At 54.2% G+C, this 15479-nt stretch carries 12 protein-coding genes and 1 pseudogene; 6 read left to right on the forward strand and 7 right to left on the reverse strand.

The genetic code is table 11. The features are described from left to right. The first annotated feature begins 57 nt into the window (after positions 1–57). A complete protein-coding gene (locus tag AC3ITF_RS03020; protein WP_096755599.1) occupies positions 58–1578 on the forward strand; it encodes a methyl-accepting chemotaxis protein in 1521 nt (506 codons plus the stop codon). 45 nt (positions 1579–1623) lie between these two features. Here AC3ITF_RS03020 and AC3ITF_RS03025 read toward each other — a convergent pair whose 3' ends face one another. Then, the gene (locus AC3ITF_RS03025; protein WP_181490940.1) at positions 1624–2244 is read right to left on the reverse strand and encodes a PadR family transcriptional regulator; all 621 of its coding nucleotides are present in this window, start codon (positions 2242–2244) and stop codon (positions 1624–1626) included. A 238-nt stretch (positions 2245–2482) separates the two neighbouring features. On the opposite strand from AC3ITF_RS03025, the gene AC3ITF_RS03030 reads away from it, so the two are divergent. Beyond that, a complete protein-coding gene (locus AC3ITF_RS03030) occupies positions 2483–3265 on the forward strand; it encodes a siderophore-interacting protein (RefSeq protein ID WP_489176117.1) in 783 nt (260 codons plus the stop codon). Here the strand turns inward: AC3ITF_RS03030 and AC3ITF_RS03035 are convergent. Further along, positions 3262–4109: pseudogene (locus AC3ITF_RS03035) on the reverse strand (helix-turn-helix domain-containing protein). The gene AC3ITF_RS03030 and the pseudogene AC3ITF_RS03035 sit on opposite strands and share 4 nt — an antisense overlap. A gap of 67 nt (positions 4110–4176) precedes the next feature. On the opposite strand from AC3ITF_RS03035, the gene cfa reads away from it, so the two are divergent. Beyond that, positions 4177–5331 (forward strand): cyclopropane fatty acyl phospholipid synthase, encoded by a 1155-nt coding sequence (cfa, locus tag AC3ITF_RS03040; RefSeq protein ID WP_096755602.1) that lies wholly within the window; start codon positions 4177–4179, stop codon positions 5329–5331. Between the two features lie 252 nt (positions 5332–5583). Here the strand turns inward: cfa and AC3ITF_RS03045 are convergent, their stop codons facing one another. Next, positions 5584–7242 carry a glycerone kinase gene (locus AC3ITF_RS03045; RefSeq protein ID WP_135911370.1) on the reverse strand — a complete coding sequence of 553 codons (1659 nt, stop codon included), beginning with the start codon at positions 7240–7242 and terminating at the stop codon, positions 5584–5586. Between the two features lie 564 nt (positions 7243–7806). Between AC3ITF_RS03045 and AC3ITF_RS03050 the strand changes: the two genes are divergently transcribed. Next, positions 7807–8904: a glycerol dehydrogenase gene (locus tag AC3ITF_RS03050; RefSeq protein ID WP_115257445.1), complete on the forward strand. Its 1098-nt coding sequence runs from the start codon at positions 7807–7809 to the stop codon at positions 8902–8904. Between the two features lie 91 nt (positions 8905–8995). Continuing rightward, positions 8996–10921 carry a dihydroxyacetone kinase operon transcriptional regulator DhaR gene (dhaR, locus tag AC3ITF_RS03055; protein WP_182270942.1) on the forward strand — a complete coding sequence of 642 codons (1926 nt, stop codon included), beginning with the start codon at positions 8996–8998 and terminating at the stop codon, positions 10919–10921. On the opposite strand, the gene AC3ITF_RS03060 is transcribed toward dhaR, so the two are convergent. From AC3ITF_RS03060 to AC3ITF_RS03075, 4 genes are read right to left on the reverse strand one after another with little or no spacing between them, the layout of a single operon-like run. Further along, complete coding sequence (locus AC3ITF_RS03060; RefSeq protein WP_096755606.1) at positions 10899–11429, reverse strand: cob(I)yrinic acid a,c-diamide adenosyltransferase; 531 nt, start codon at positions 11427–11429, stop codon at positions 10899–10901. The two genes, dhaR and AC3ITF_RS03060, sit on opposite strands and share 23 nt — an antisense overlap. Beyond that, positions 11430–11783 carry a glycerol dehydratase reactivase beta/small subunit family protein gene (locus AC3ITF_RS03065; RefSeq protein WP_181218217.1) on the reverse strand — a complete coding sequence of 118 codons (354 nt, stop codon included), beginning with the start codon at positions 11781–11783 and terminating at the stop codon, positions 11430–11432. It lies immediately after the preceding gene. Positions 11784–11799: 16 nt separating this feature from the next. After that, a complete protein-coding gene (dhaT, locus tag AC3ITF_RS03070; protein ID WP_489176118.1) occupies positions 11800–12963 on the reverse strand; it encodes a 1,3-propanediol dehydrogenase in 1164 nt (387 codons plus the stop codon). Between the two features lie 22 nt (positions 12964–12985). Continuing rightward, positions 12986–13414 (reverse strand): GlcG/HbpS family heme-binding protein, encoded by a 429-nt coding sequence (locus AC3ITF_RS03075; RefSeq protein WP_117342700.1) that lies wholly within the window; start codon positions 13412–13414, stop codon positions 12986–12988. A gap of 391 nt (positions 13415–13805) precedes the next feature. Here AC3ITF_RS03075 and AC3ITF_RS03080 point away from each other — a divergent pair, with 391 nt between their 5' ends. Next, a complete protein-coding gene (locus AC3ITF_RS03080; RefSeq protein ID WP_096755610.1) occupies positions 13806–15473 on the forward strand; it encodes a propanediol/glycerol family dehydratase large subunit in 1668 nt (555 codons plus the stop codon). Positions 15474–15479 lie beyond the last annotated feature (6 nt).

Consider the following 15479-nt stretch of genomic DNA (forward strand, 5'->3'; position numbering starts at 1 on the left):
CCGAAATAACATATGCCGAAAAAGTTAACAACCAGATAACCTGCATAGGACGCAACCATGTCTTCTGATCCCTACGTTAGTCAGCAGCATACTCCGCTGGATGATGATATTACCCTCATGTCGACTACCGATTTACAAAGCTACATCACTCATGCGAATGACACGTTTGTCCAGGTTAGCGGCTATCAGCTGAGCGAGCTGCTCGGCAAGCCGCATAATCAGGTTCGTCACCCGGACATGCCCAAGGCGGCATTTGCTGATATGTGGTACACGCTGCAACAGGGGGAGCCATGGAGCGGCATTGTAAAAAATCGCTGTAAAAACGGCGATCACTACTGGGTGCGAGCCAATGCGGTGCCGATGGTACGTGAAGGGCGAATGACCGGGTATATGTCGATTCGAACCCGGGCGACGCAGGAGGAGATTGCGGCGGTCGAGCCGTTGTATCAGGCGCTAAATGAAGGACGTTGCAACAAACGCATCCATAAGGGACTCGTGGTGCGTAAAAGTTGGCTGGGAAAGCTGCCGGCGCTGCCGGTTCGCTGGCGGGTGCGCAGCGTGATGACACTGATGTTTGCCGTGCTGGCGGCAGCGTTGCAGCAAATGGGCGCGGCGTGGCCGCTGCTGCTGGTGAGTGCGCTGGTGATGCTGGCGGGTACGGCGATTTTCGAATGGCAAATTGTACGCCCGATAGAAAATGTCGCCCGCCAGGCGCTGAAAGTGGCGACCGGCGAGCGCAACAGCGTGACGCACCTGAACCGCAGCGATGAGTTGGGCCTGATGCTGCGGGCGGTGGGGCAACTGGGATTAATGTGCCGCTGGCTTATTCACGACGTTTCAAGCCAGGTTTCCTGCGTGCGTAACGACAGCGATACGCTGGCAAAAGGTAGCGATGATTTAAACAAGCACACCCAGCAAACGGTTGAAAACGTGCAGGAAACGGTGACGACGATGAACCAGATGGCGGCGTCGGTGAAGCAAAACTCGGCGACAGCATCTGCGGCTGACAAACTCTCGATTGCCGCCAGCAGTGCGGCAACGCAGGGAGGCGAGGCGATGGAGACGGTGATCAAAACGATGGACGATATCGCCAGCAGCACCCAGCGTATCGGCACCATCACCACGCTGATTAACGATATTGCTTTCCAGACCAATATCCTGGCATTGAATGCGGCGGTTGAAGCGGCGCGAGCGGGCGAGCAGGGGAAAGGGTTTGCCGTCGTGGCAGGGGAAGTACGCCATCTTGCCAGCCGGAGCGCCAGTGCGGCGAATGACATCCGCAAGCTGATTGATGCCAGTGCCGACAAGGTGCAGTCCGGATCCAGCCAGGTTCACGCCGCTGGCCGCACGATGGACGACATTGTGGCGCAGGTACAGAACGTCACCCAACTGATCGCACAAATCAGCCATTCGACGCTGGAACAGGCAGACGGGCTGACCAGCCTGACTCGCGCGGTGAATGAGTTGAGCAACATTACGCAGAAAAATGCCGAACTGGTTGAAGAGAGCGCGCAAATTTCAGTGCGGGTGAAACATCGCGCCGGGCGCCTGGAAGATGCGGTGACGGTGTTGCATTAAGCACCGCTATTCGGGCGGAACAACGGGTTCCGCCCGATGACCCGATTAATCCAGCTGAGCGATATCCAGCGCTGCGCGATCGATAATACCGATGATTTTTTTGATCTGTGCATCGCTGGTGTCACCGTGATTGACCCGCAGATCCAGCACGGCTTTAAAGTTTTCCAGCGCGCGTTTCATCTGCGGATTTTTACGTAATTCAAAGCCAACGCAGCGTGCTTTAACGCGTTCATGAATAAGCGCCAGATGCTCGCGATTTTCCTCCAGCCACTGCAGGCCTTGCGCCGTGATCGTGATCTGTTTACGCCCACCTTCCTCTTCGCTGATGACAATCAGCTCTTGATCCTGCAAGAAATCCAGCGTCGGATAAATCACCCCTGGACTCGGCGTGTAGTGGCCCTGGGTCAGCGTTTCGATGGCTTTGATCAGCTCATAGCCGTGGCTGGCATCGCGGGTCAAAATATCCAGAATCACCAGGCGTAATTCGCCGTGACCGAAGAAACGCTGACGACGCCCGCCGCCACCGCGACCATGGCGATGCCCGCAGCCGTGCTCGTGGTGATGTCCTTCACTGTTGCAGCCTTCGTGGCGATGTTCTTCGCCTTTGCAGCAACCTTCGTGTGGGTGATCTGCATGTTTGCAGCAACCGTCATGGTGGTTTTGCATAGTAGTCTCCAGATGTTATTTCGATATATCTAATTTATATCTAAAGGTTATGATTTTGCAAGTGCGTGATAGGCTGGTGTTTTAATTGATTGATTTTTATGTCAATTATTATCAATGGTGAGAAGGGGATTTACGCCGTGGCGTGTATCAAAAAAATGCTTGCAATCTTTGTTATTAGCAATCATTATCATTTGAATGTTAATTTAGATATATCGTATTATCCTCACGAAGGCGAAAAATGACAAAAAACACCTCACGCTACCCCCAGCGCGTTCGTAATGAACTGCGCTTCCGTGAACTTACCGTCCTGCGCGTTGAGCGTATCAGCGCAGGTTTTCAGCGCATCGTGCTGGGCGGGGAGGCGCTGGACGGCTTCAGCTCACGCGGCTTTGATGACCACGCCAAAGTTTTCTTTCCTGAGCCAGGCAGCCATTTTGTGCCGCCGGTGGTTACCGATGAGGGCATCGTCTGGGCTGACGGTGTGCGCCCTGCGTCCCGGGATTACACGCCGCTATACGATGATGCGCGTCATGAACTGGCGCTGGATTTTTATATTCACGACGGTGGAGTGGCGAGTACGTGGGCGATGCATGCCCGTGCAGGGGATACACTGACGATTGGCGGACCGCGCGGCTCGCTGGTGGTACCGGAAGAGTATGCGTATCAGGTTTATGTGTGCGATGAATCGGGAATGCCTGCATTGCGCCGTCGCCTGGAAGCGCTCTGTCGTTTAGCGCGACGCCCGAACGTCACGGCGCTGGTGAGCGTGCAGGATGCGGCGTATCAGGACTACCTTGCCCATCTGGATGGGTTTGCTATCCAGTGGTTTGTCGGGCATGACGAACAGGCGGTGGATGACGCGCTGGCTCGGCTGACGGTGCCTGCAGACGATTATTTCATCTGGGTAACCGGCGAAGGGAAAGTGGTAAAAAATTTGAGCGCCCGCTTTGAAACCGAGGTGTTTGACCCGCAGCGGGTGCGTGCGGCAGCCTACTGGCATCAGCGGAAAGCGGCTGATTAATAATTTGACGGCGGAACGCCAAATGCCTGGCGGAACGCGTAGCTAAACGCCGCGGTGCTCGAATACCCCACGTCGAGCGCCACGGCGGTAACGCTTTTATTTTTCTTCAGCATTAACACCGATTCCAGAATACGCATCTTTTGCTTCCAGACGCTGAACGGTAACCCGGTTTCTTTTTTGAAATGACGCGAGAAAGTCCGGGCGGACATGCCAAGATGATTAGCCCAGTACTCCACCGAGTGTTCCCGTGCGGGAGATTCCTGTATTGTCCGGCACACTTTTGTTAATTCTGCATCCTGCGGCCAGGGTAATACAAAGGCGACTTCCGGTAATTGCAAAATAATATCGACCAGCACGCTCACCAGTTTTCCTTCTTTTGACTGGCTATCATAATGGCCTGAAATGACGTTGGTGGCGTAATGAATAAACTCTCTGGCGAAATCACTGATCGCCACCACTTTACACTCGTCGATGCGCTTCTCAAGAAAGCCTGGCTTAATATCCAGATTCTCTAAATACACGTCATCCAGCGCCCATACCGCATGCTCAATATTATTCGGGATCCAGATACCGTAATGTGCGGGAATTATCCAGCATTTACCGGCGACATCAATGCGCATGCTGCCCTTGCGGGCGAAATGAAACTGGGTAAATGCGTGTGAATGCGGTGGAACATGGTTATTCGCTTCAAGGACATAAGAACGAAAGTACACGTCCTGCGGCAGTTCCGCCATTGAATCATCCGGGAAAGAACTCCACTGTTTTTGCCTGAGGGTGTCCATAAAAAATACCTGATACTTCCGGTGATGTGGCTTCTGTTCGATAGATCTTGTCCGCAAATCATAATACATACACCCTGTTTTCCATAATAATCTTGCGTAAGAATTATTCGTCCACCTTTGGTAAATACCATGAATTCGCTGTGTTCTGATGCTGTCATCGTCAATGAAACAAATGATAACTGGACCCGAATGGGGAAAGACCTGCTCCAGCAGGCTGATATCCAGATTAATGGTTCGCGCGCCTGGGACATTCAACTTCACCATGCCGGTTTCTTTAAACGGGTGCTGCAACAAGGCTCGTTAGGGCTGGGTGAAAGCTATATGGAAGGCTGGTGGGATTGCGAGCGGCTCGATATTCTGTTCTGCAAAATCCTTAAAGCAAAACTCGACCAAAAAATGCCGGGCAATCTGAAAGATATTTTACGCATTGCCAGCGCGCGTTTGTTTAATCTGCAATCACGCAGCCGTGCCTGGATTGTCGGCAAAGAACACTACGATATAGGTAACGATCTTTTCGCCCTGATGCTTGATCCCCACATGCAATATTCCTGCGGCTACTGGAAAGACGCGACAACATTAGACGACGCGCAGAATGCCAAATTAAAAATGATTTGCGAGAAGCTGCAATTGCAACCGGGCATGCGTTTGCTGGATATCGGTTGCGGCTGGGGCGGGCTGGCTGAATATGCCGCACGCCATTATGGCGTAGCGGTAGACGGGGTTACCATCTCGAAAGAACAGCAGAAAATGGCGCAGCAGCGCTGTGACGGGCTGGATGTCACTATTCTGCTGCAGGATTATCGCGACCTCGATAAACACTATGATCGTATTGTCTCCGTGGGGATGTTTGAACACGTGGGCCCGAAAAACTACGACACCTATTTCAGTATTGCCGACCGCTGCTTAAAACCCGATGGACTGTTCCTGCTGCATACCATTGGCAGCAATAAAAAAGGGATGAGTGTGGATCCGTGGATCAATAAATATATCTTCCCAAACGGCTGTTTACCGGCGATTTCCCACATTGCCGAGGCCAGCGAATCGCGGTTTGTGATGGAGGACTGGCATAACTTCGGCAGCGACTACGATAAAACGCTGATGGCCTGGCATGAACGGTTTAACCAGGCATGGCCGACGCTGTCGTCGCGTTATTCCGCGACCTTCAAAAGGATGTTTAATTACTATTTATGCGCGTGTGCTGGGGCATTCCGTGCCAGAGATATCGAGCTTTGGCAGGTGCTGTTTAGCCGGGGCGTAGAGGGCGGACTTCGCGTTTATCGTTAATGTTTTGCCGGAGTGCGTACTTCGTAGGCCGGATAAGCGAAGCGCAACAGCCTTTCTTCGCCGGATGGCGGCGCAAACGCCTTATCCGGCCTACAAAAGTGAGCAAATCGTAGGCCTGATAAGCGAAGCGCCATCAGGCATTTCTTCGCCGGATATCAGCGCAAGCGCCTTATCCGGCCTACAAAAGCGAGCAAACCGCAGGCCTGATAAGCGTAGCGCCATCAGGCATTGATAACCCGTAGAACGAAGAACTTAGCCCAACTCACTCTCTGCCAGCGCTTTAAACACCATTGCCACCGCGTGTGCGCCGGGGTCCATATTACCAAGCAGGCTCTCACTGCTGAGATACGACGCGCGCCCGGCGTTGGCTTTGCTCGACAGGCAGGTCCTTTCTGCGCCTGCCAGCGCAGCGTCATAGGCGGCTTGCAGGTTATGTGGTTGTGCCAGTAGTGATGTTAGCGCGGGCTGCAGCGCATCAATCATCGTACGATCGCCTTCATCTGCACCACCGTAGAACTTCATCTGGGCGAGCCCCGTATTTAGCGCATCGGCGACCCCGGCACCCTGCTCCAGCTTTTGTCCGGCGGCGGTAAAGAAAATTGACATCAATACGCCGCTGGAGCCACCCATGACCACGGTCAGGCGCTCGCCAATCAGTGCAAACAACGTGGCAAGGTTAGCCAGCGGAAGCTGCTGGTGATGTAGCAGGTCGGCAATTTCACGCGCACCTGCGGCAAAGGTTGACCCGGTATCGCCGTCGCCGACTTTCGCATCCAGCGCATTGAGGTGTGCTTCAAGATTGGCGAGCGTTGCGGTGACTTGCTCAATAATCCCGGCAACCTGTTCGTTAGCCGAAGGCTGAAATTCCACGCGTGCACTGCGCTGAGATGACGGCACGGTCGTGATGTCACGTGGGGGCACGGGCGTTGACCAGTTACTGGTTTCCACTTCGGTCAACAGCGCTTTTTCGATGCTTTCTTCCAGCACCATGGCGGTCAGCGAGAAGCCTTTCATATCCAGCGCGGTGACCAGCGAGGCCGGGCCAATCAGCCAGTCGATACGTTCGTGCAGCGGGCTGTTGGCCAGTTCGCGGGTAATGATGGCCATTTCGGTAACGGAAACGCCGCCGAGGTTATTGATCATCACTGCCAGACGGCCGGTTTCCGGCAGGGCGGCCATCAGCTTCTCTACCATCAGATTAACCACCTGCGCGCTGTTTTGCGTGTCAATCACCGACGCACCCGGCTCGCCGTGAATGCCCATGCCCAGCTCTGCATGGCCCGGATGGTGACGCGGAGCCTCGTCGGTCTCCTGTGGCAAATGACAGCTGGAGAGTGCGACGCCCAGGCTGAAGGTGTTGTTCGCCGCATACTGCGCTTCACGCAGCACGGTAGCGAGGTTGTAGCCACGTTCGGCGAAATAGCCGGCAACTTTGTGCACCAGGATGGTGCCAGCGATCCCGCGTGGGTGCTTGTTATCCGGTAGCGAAATGTCGTCGCCGACGATCAGCATTTCGACGTTATAACCGAGCCGACGCGCTTTCTCGGCGGCCAGACCAAAATTTAGGCGATCGCCGGTGTAGTTCTTCACGATCAGCAGGCAGCCTGCCTCACCGGTCACCGCCTGAATGGCGGTCAGTACCGCATCGACGCTCGGGGAGGCAAACACGTCACCGCAAACCGCGGCGGTTAACATGCCTTTACCGATAAATCCAACGTGGGCGGGTTCGTGACCTGAGCCACCGCCGGAGATCACCGCGACGTTCTCCTTGTTGAGATCGCGACGCACCACGATGCGGATGGCCGGATCGCTCTCCAGGCGTGCCAGGTTATTCCACGGACTGGCGATAATCGTACCGTCGATGACATCGTTAACGAGATGGGTACGCTGGTTAAAAAAGAATTGAGACATAACGGCTCCGGCAGGTTGAGTATTAAACAAACCCCCGAATGCATGGTCATGGTAGCGGAGGCGATGGAGAGATTCTGGCCGAGTCAGCGCGGAAAAAAACTCAAGTAAAATGAGTTTCATTTCGGAACGTAAAAACTGTTTTTTGTTCCTAAATGGAACGTAATGACGAGTGGAAATGGCTAAATGCGAACCCACGCGGCTTTTTTCACCGGCCGTCAGGGCGGGCTGTTCGGGACAGAGCGCTTTTTTTTGCCGGTTATTCTGGCGTTAGATAACAAAAAGGCGAAACCGGGCCTCTTTGCGTGACAGAAATATGGGCTAAAGGAACGGATCGGGATCGCAAACCTTATCTTTTTTAGGGTTAATTGTTTCAATATGGAACGTATTTTCCTTTTATCCGTTTCATATCAGAACAAAAAGACGAATGATTTTTTTGTACTCGCCTCGCCATACAGTGATTGCATCGCTCCGGTAGCGCTTTGTTTTCGCCGTTAGCATCAGGCTAAACAGGTCAATGCCAGGGCTCATCATGTCAAAACATGTACTTATTTGAGGATGAAAGGAATGCTAAACGTTATTCAATCTCCAGCCAAATATCTCCAGGGCCCTGATGCATCTATCTTATTTGGTCAATATGCTAAAAATCTGGCGGACAGCTTTTTTGTGATTGCGGATGATTTCGTGATGAATCTGGCGGGAGAGAAAGTGCTCAATGGCCTGCATAATCACGATATTAGCTGCCATGCGGAACGCTTTAACGGCGAATGCAGCCATGTGGAAATTAATCGTTTGATTGCCATTCTGAAGCAACACGGTTGCCGTGGCGTGGTCGGGATCGGCGGCGGCAAAACGCTGGATACCGCCAAAGCGATTGGCTATTACCAGAAGCTGCCGGTGGTGGTGATCCCGACCATCGCCTCGACCGATGCGCCAACCAGCGCGCTGTCGGTCATTTATACCGAAGCCGGTGAGTTTGAAGAGTATCTGATCTACCCGAAAAACCCGGATATGGTGGTGATGGATACCGCGATTATCGCCAAAGCACCGGTGCGTTTGTTGGTTGCCGGGATGGGCGATGCGCTCTCTACCTGGTTTGAAGCGAAGGCCTGTTATGACGCCCGCGCGACCAGCATGGCGGGTGGACAGTCCACCGTGGCAGCATTGAGCCTGGCGCGCCTGTGTTATGATACGTTGCTGGCAGAAGGCGAAAAAGCCCGCTGCGCGGCGCAGGCAGGCGTCGTAACCGATGCGCTGGAGCGCATTGTGGAAGCGAACACCTATCTTAGCGGTATTGGTTTTGAAAGCAGCGGCCTCGCGGGGGCGCATGCGATTCATAACGGCTTCACGATTCTGGAAGAGTGCCACCATTTGTACCATGGCGAAAAAGTCGCGTTTGGTACGCTGGCGCAGCTGGTGTTGCAGAACAGCCCGATGGAAGAGATCGAAACCGTGCTGGCGTTCTGTCAAAAAGTCGGCCTGCCGGTCACCCTGGCGCAAATGGGCGTGAAAGACGGCATTGACGACAAAATTCATGCTGTTGCCAAAGCCACCTGCGCAGAAGGTGAAACCATTCACAACATGCCGTTCCCGGTGACGCCTGAAAGCGTGCATGCCGCTATTCTGACGGCAGACCTGTTGGGACAGCAGTGGCTGGCGCGTTAATCAGACATCAGTAACGCTCTGCGCCGGCATTTTCTCCCCTCTGACCGTCTCTGTCGGAGGGGGTGTCCAGGGTAAAACAGCGGAAAGGAATATGACGGCGCACACTCAGAACATTGGAAAGGACGTCTCTTCGGTTATTGCCCAGTCATGGCACCGTTGCAGTAAGTTTATGCAGCGGGAAACCTGGCAGGCGCCGCATCAGGCGCAAGGGCTGACGTTTGCCTCGATTTGCCGCCGCAAGACTGCGCTGGTGACGATTGCTCAGGCCGCACTGGAAGACGCCTGGGAGTTTATGGATGGTCGTCCCTGTGCACTGTTTATCCTCGATGAGTCCGCCTGTATTCTCAGCCGCTGCGGCGATCCACAGACGGTGGAACAGCTGGCGGAGCTGGGTTTTCTCGACGGCAGCTACTGTGCGGAGAGTATTATTGGTAGCTGTGCGCTGTCGCTGGCGACTATGCCGGGGCAGCCAACAAAAACTTCAGGCGATCAGCACTTTAAAAAAGCGCTACATCCGTGGTCGTTCTGCTCAACGCCGGTATTTGATAACCACGGGCGACTGTTTGGCTCCATCTCGCTGTGCTGCCTGGTGGAACATGAGTCCGTTTCCGATCTCTCCCTGACGCTGGCGATTGCCAGAGAGGTAGGCAATTCGTTGCTGACCGACAGCCTGTTGGCTGAATCTAATCGCCATCTGAATCAGATGTACGGGCTGCTGGAGAGCATGGATGATGGCGTGATGGCATGGAATGAACAGGGCGTGCTGCAGTTCCTCAATGCGCGTGCCGCCATGCTGTTGCATCTGGATGTGCAGGCCAGTCAGGGGAAAAATCTTCATGACCTGGTGAATATGCCGATGCTGCTGCGCCGGGCAATCAAACATGCTCGTGGCCTCAATCACGTCGAAGTCACCTTTGAGAGCCAGCACCAGTTTGTTGATGCGGTGATCACTTTAAAGCCGATTGTGGAAGAGCAGGGCAACAGCTTTATTCTGCTGCTGCATCCGGTCGAGCAAATGCGCCAGCTGATGACCAGTCAGTTGGGCAAAGTAAGCCATACTTTTGAGCAGATGTCGGTGGACGATCCGGAAACCCGACGGCTGATCCATTTTGGCCGCCAGGCGGCGAGGGGAAGTTTTCCGATCCTGCTGTGCGGCGAAGAGGGCGTTGGTAAAGAGCTGCTCAGTCAGGCGATCCACAATGAAAGTGAACGGGCCAGCGGCCCGTATATCGCCGTTAACTGTCAGCTGTATGCCAACAGCGTGCTGGGACAGGATTTTATGGGCAGCGCGCCAACCGATGATGAAAACGGCCGACTGAGCCGCCTTGAACTGGCGAACGGCGGTACGCTGTTTCTGGAAAAAATCGAATATTTGGCACCGGAGTTACAGTCTGCATTATTGCAGGTGATCAAGCAGGGGGTGCTGACCCGTCTCGACGCTCGACGCCTGATCCCGGTGGATGTGAAAGTGATCGCCACCACCACGGTCGATCTTGCCAATCTGGTGGAACAAAACCGCTTTAGTCGTCAGCTGTATTACGCGCTGCACTCGTTTGAAATCGTTATTCCGCCGCTGCGCGCGCGGCGCAACAGCATTCCGGCTCTGATTTATACTCGCCTGAACAGCCTGAAAAAACGCTTTTCATCCAGCCTGAAGGTGGATGATGACGCGCTGGCGCAGCTGGTGGCTTATTCGTGGCCGGGTAATGATTTCGAGCTGAACAGCATTATCGAGAACATCGCCATCAGCAGCGAGAATGGCCATATTCGCCTGAGCAACCTGCCAGATTATCTGTTTGCCGAACGACCGGGTATGGATACGACATCTTCGCTGCTGCCTGCCAGCCTGACGTTTACCGCCATCGAAAAAGAGGCGATTATCCACGCCGCCCGCGTCACCAGCGGGCGTGTGCAGGAGATGTCGCAGCTGCTGAACATTGGGCGCACCACGCTGTGGCGCAAGATGAAGCAGTACGACATCGACGCCAGCCAGTTTAAGCGCAAACATCTGGAGTAGTTTCTTCGATTCTGGCCATCGAAAAGAGCGCGTCGGACAAGCGATTGATGTACCGCTTAAGTTCGTCGCGCACGGCGAGCGTTCTGTCCATCGCCGTGAGAATACGCTCCAGTCGACGTGCCAGCGTGCGCGCTACGTGTAGTTGTGCAGAAGCGAGGTTTTTCCCCGGAATGACAAACTCTTTCAGCGGGCCGCTGTGCGCCATATTGCGGTCAATCAGCCGCTCCAGTCTCTGAATATCTTCATCGCTAATCGTCTGCTTCAGGCGAATGATCCCTTTATCGTCGCTGGCGAGTTCCGCACCCAGCACAAACAGCGTCTTCTGGACGGTATGCAAATCCTCGCGTAGCTCGGTCTGGTGGGTTGTGGCATAGCACACGCCCAGTTGGGAAATCAGTTCATCTACCGTGCCATAGGCGTTAACGCGGATGTCGTCTTTGTCGATGCGGCTGCCGCCAAATAGCGCGGTGGTGCCTTTATCGCCGGTTCGGGTATAGATGCGATACATTTATGTTATCTCACTGAAGGGAAGCACGTTGACCAGTTGGCCTGCGTTGGCGCCGAGCGTGCGGATCTGCTCGATCCCGGCGGCGATATGCCCGCAGATCAGCGCCCGATCCTCGGGCAACTGGGCATGCGTTAAGGCAATCTCGCCGTTCACGCTGAGGCCGAGACCTACGCGCAGCGCCGAGCTTTTTGCTGCCCGTCTGCTGAGCGCCAGCGCGTTGCCGCTGTCGTCGCAGCTGATGGCCCGGCACGGGACGCCTTGCTCTTCCAGCCCCCAGCATAGTTCATCAAGCACGCGGGAATCCTGCCAGCATGGGTGATAAAACAGGTTTACGCTCGGTGATGAAAGTGGCATCGCGTCCCCTTTGTTGTCAGAAAGCCTGATGGAAGAGCGCGGCAATTTCTTTCTCGTTACCTTTACGTGGGTTCGAGAATGCGTTGCCGTCCTTCAGGGCCATCTCTGCCATATACGGGAAATCGGCCTCTTTTACGCCCAGTTCGCGCAGATGCTGTGGAATGCCGATATCAGCAGACAGGCGGGCAATAGCGTGAATCGCCAACTCGGCGGCGTCCATGGTAGACAGGCCGTCGGTGTTCTCGCCCATAAACTCGGCGATATCGGCAAATTTTTCCGGATTAGCGATCAGGTTATAACGTGCCACGTGCGGTAGCAGTACGGCATTCGCCACGCCGTGCGGCATGTCATACAGGCCGCCAAGCTGGTGCGCCATGGCGTGTACGTAGCCGAGGTTGGCGTTGTTAAAGGCCATCCCCGCCAGCAGTGAAGCGTAGGCCATGTTCTCGCGAGCTTTCAGGTTGCTGCCCAGCGCTACGGCCTGGCGTAAGTTACGGGCGATCAGGCGGATTGCCTGAATAGCGGCGGCATCGGTGACCGGATTTGCATCTTTGGAAATGTAGGCTTCCACGGCGTGGGTCAAGGCATCCATCCCGGTGGCCGCGGTCAGAGGCGCAGGTTTGCCAAGCATCAGCAGCGGATCGTTAATCGATACTGACGGCAGGTTGCGCCAGCTGACAATGACATATTTCACTTTTGTTTTGGTGTTGGTCAGTACGCAGTGACGGGTCACTTCACTGGCGGTACCTGCGGTGGTGTTGACCGCAATGATAGGCGGCAGCGGGTGGGTCAGGGTTTCAATTCCGGCATAGCTGTAGAGATCGCCTTCGTGAGTGGCCGCGATACCAATACCTTTACCGCAGTCATGTGGGCTACCGCCGCCGACGGTGACAATAATATCGCATTGCTCCTGACGAAACACCGCCAGGCCATCGCGTACGTTGGTGTCTTTGGGGTTTGGCTCGACGCCGTCAAATATTGCTACTTCAATACCGGCTTCACGCAAATGCGCGAGCGTTTTATCTACCGCACCGTCTTTAATTGCCCGCAGGCCTTTATCGGTCACCAGCAGGGCTTTTTTCCCACCCAGTAGTTTGCAGCGTTCACCCACTACGGAAACAGCATTGGGGCCAAAAAAGTTCACATTTGGCACCAGATAATCAAACATACGATAGCTCATAATATACCTTCTTACGTTTATTTTATAATTCAGAGAAGCAATATAGTGCGGTTTCAGCTAATAGCTGGTCCTGTTCGACGGTGCCACCACTCACGCCGACGGCGCCAATTATTTTTCCATTTAATATAACTGGAAGCCCTCCGCCGAAAATAATAATGCGCTGTTGGTTGGTGAGCTGCAGGCCATAAAGCGATGCACCGGGTTGCACCGCATCGGTAATTTCGTGAGTACCCTGTCGCAGGCAGCAGGCGGTCCAGGCCTTATTGAGTGAAATATCGCAGCTGGTGACAAACGCCTCATCCATACGCTGGATCAGCAGCGTGTTTCCGCCGTGGTCAACAACGGAAAAGACGACCGGGACGTTGATTTCAAGCGCTTTAGCCTCAACGGCGACCGCCATTTTCTGTGCGGCCGCCAGCGTGATGGTGGCGATGGGTTGGCTCTTATTCACGGTATCTCCTGTTAATTGTGTAGGGCTGAGGTCACGAAAAATATCGCGCGCAGCTATTTTTTATCATTGGGTTTTCTTTATTTTCGCGCAGCACGTTATTAAGTCAATACAGTAAAAAATTCTAAAATAGCAAGTGAGTGATCTTCCTTTGGCGTTTATTGATAATGATCATTTAACCTCGTCACAATTCTCTATGGATATTCCAAATACGCGTTTCAATATGAAACGATGCGTTTTAATTGCGTGCCAAATTGGAACGTAATTAATTTTATTTTTTTATTATTCTGCTCATTTAAAGTTCGGCTATTGCTGATAAAGGCGATTGCTGGGACGGTAAACCACCAGCGATACGGCCCGGCGTCCTTATTATTTACTTTTTGAGTCACGCGCTATGAGAAGATCAAAACGATTCGAAGTTCTTGCCCAGCGGCCTGTCAATCAGGATGGGCTGATTGGCGAATGGCCGGAAGAGGGGCTGATCGCCATGGAAAGCCCCTACGATCCTGCGTCGTCGGTGAAGGTGGAAAATGGCCGTATTGTGGAACTGGACGGTAAAGATCGTGCACAGTTCGACATGATTGACCGTTTTATTGCTGACTACGCGATTAACGTCGCGGAAACCGAACGGGCAATGCAACTCGACGCGCTGGACATCGCCAGAATGCTGGTGGATATCCACGTCAGTCGGGAAGAGATTATTGCCATTACCACCGCCATCACCCCGGCGAAAGCGGTGGAGGTGATGGCAAAAATGAACGTGGTGGAAATGATGATGGCGCTGCAAAAAATGCGCGCCAGACGCACACCCTCTAACCAGTGTCACGTCACCAACCTGAAAGATAACCCGGTGCAAATTGCCGCCGATGCCGCCGAGGCGGGGATCCGTGGTTTTTCCGAGCAAGAAACGACCGTAGGCATCGCCCGCTATGCGCCGTTTAACGCGCTGGCGCTGCTGGTTGGTTCGCAGTGCGGCCGTCCTGGCGTGCTTACCCAATGTTCCGTTGAAGAAGCCACCGAACTGGAACTGGGTATGCGCGGCTTAACCAGCTACGCCGAAACGGTGTCGGTATACGGTACAGAGTCAGTGTTTACTGACGGCGATGACACGCCGTGGTCAAAATCCTTTCTCGCCTCGGCCTACGCTTCCCGCGGGCTGAAGATGCGCTACACCTCTGGCACTGGCTCGGAGGCGCTGATGGGGTACTCAGAAAGCAAATCAATGCTGTATCTGGAGTCGCGCTGCATTTTTATCACTAAGGGCGCGGGCGTTCAGGGGCTGCAAAACGGCGCGGTCAGCTGTATTGGTATGACCGGGGCTGTACCGTCGGGGATCCGTGCTGTGCTGGCGGAAAACCTGATTGCCTCGATGCTCGACCTTGAAGTGGCGTCGGCGAATGACCAGACCTTCTCGCACTCCGATATTCGCCGCACCGCCCGCACATTGATGCAGATGCTGCCCGGTACCGACTTTATCTTTTCCGGCTACAGCGCGGTACCGAACTACGACAACATGTTTGCTGGGTCGAACTTCGATGCCGAGGACTTTGATGATTACAACATTCTGCAACGTGATCTGATGGTTGATGGCGGTCTGCGTCCGGTAACGGAAGAGGAAACTATCGCTATTCGCAATCAGGCGGCTCGCGCTATTCAGGCGGTGTTTCGCGAGCTGGGCCTGCCGCTGATTAGCGATGAAGAGGTCGACGCCGCCACCTATGCTCACGGCAGCAAAGATATGCCCGCGCGTAATGTGGTAGAGGATTTGGCCGCGGTGGAAGAAATGATGAAGCGCAATATCACCGGGCTGGATGTTGTTGGCGCGCTGAGTGCCAGCGGTTTTGACGATATCGCCAGCAACATTCTCAACATGTTGAGGCAGCGTGTGACCGGCGATTATCTGCAAACATCCGCCATTCTGGATCGCCAGTTCGAGGTGGTCAGCGCCGTTAACGACATCAATGATTATCAGGGACCCGGCACCGGCTATCGCATCTCAGCCGAACGCTGGGCGGAAATTAAAAATATTGCGGGTGTGGTTCAGCCTGGCAGCATTGAATAAGGCGGT

It is taken from the genome of Citrobacter sp. KH_055_1 (assembly GCF_057838705.1).